Here is a 654-nt window from a genome sequence, read left to right as displayed (position 1 = left end):
TTCTTCCTGTATTTACATCAAAATATGATCTAAATTTGATTCCGTCAAAGGTTTCTGAGAATTGAATGACATTTTTTCTTTCCGATATTGATTTAGTTCTTTCATTTTGAGCAATTTTAGAGGCTTTTGAATATCCTTGTGAAGCAGCTTTTTGAGCCATTTGAAGTATTTTATCATCAGAAAATTTTTTAGGATCATAAACAGTTTTTATACTTGAAATTTCCTTAAATCCACCATCAGGTTTACCTGTCCTGTCTAGTGTAGGAATCTCATATTTAATTCGGGTAATGCCTTCAATATCAGTTTGGGTTTCAGATTTTACGCGTCCTCCTCGTGAATTTAGTTCTGCCATAAAATTGGTGCGGTTATGGGCTCCTTTAATGCCCTGTTTTTGACTAAAACCATCAGCATTTGCCAGATGTCTTTTTAGGTTTGTATCGAAACTGATGCCTTCCGGGTATTTGACATTAGTAATAGGTGTATTTTGTTTTACAAACCCTCTTGGTATTGGAATGAATCTAGGATTAACTCCTGGATATAAACGCTCCCAATATAAAAGGCCGTCTGAAAATCAGATTTTCAGACGGCCTTTGGTTTTCTCTATTTTCTTATTGCAGACTTGTCAGGTCTGTTTGTATGCGTTATGCCCAAAAG

At 35.2% G+C, this 654-nt stretch carries 1 protein-coding gene; it reads right to left on the bottom strand.

The genetic code is table 11. The annotated features are described in order from the left end of the window. The coding region (locus ACTHUM_RS17165) for a CdiA family toxin C-terminal domain-containing protein (RefSeq protein WP_440403577.1) at positions 1-352 on the bottom strand (352 nt) is incomplete at its 3' end. Positions 353-654 lie beyond the last annotated feature (302 nt).

The sequence above is a fragment of the Neisseria sp. P0021.S006 genome, assembly GCF_051956895.1.
This window is presented reverse-complemented; position numbering and strand designations above follow the sequence as displayed.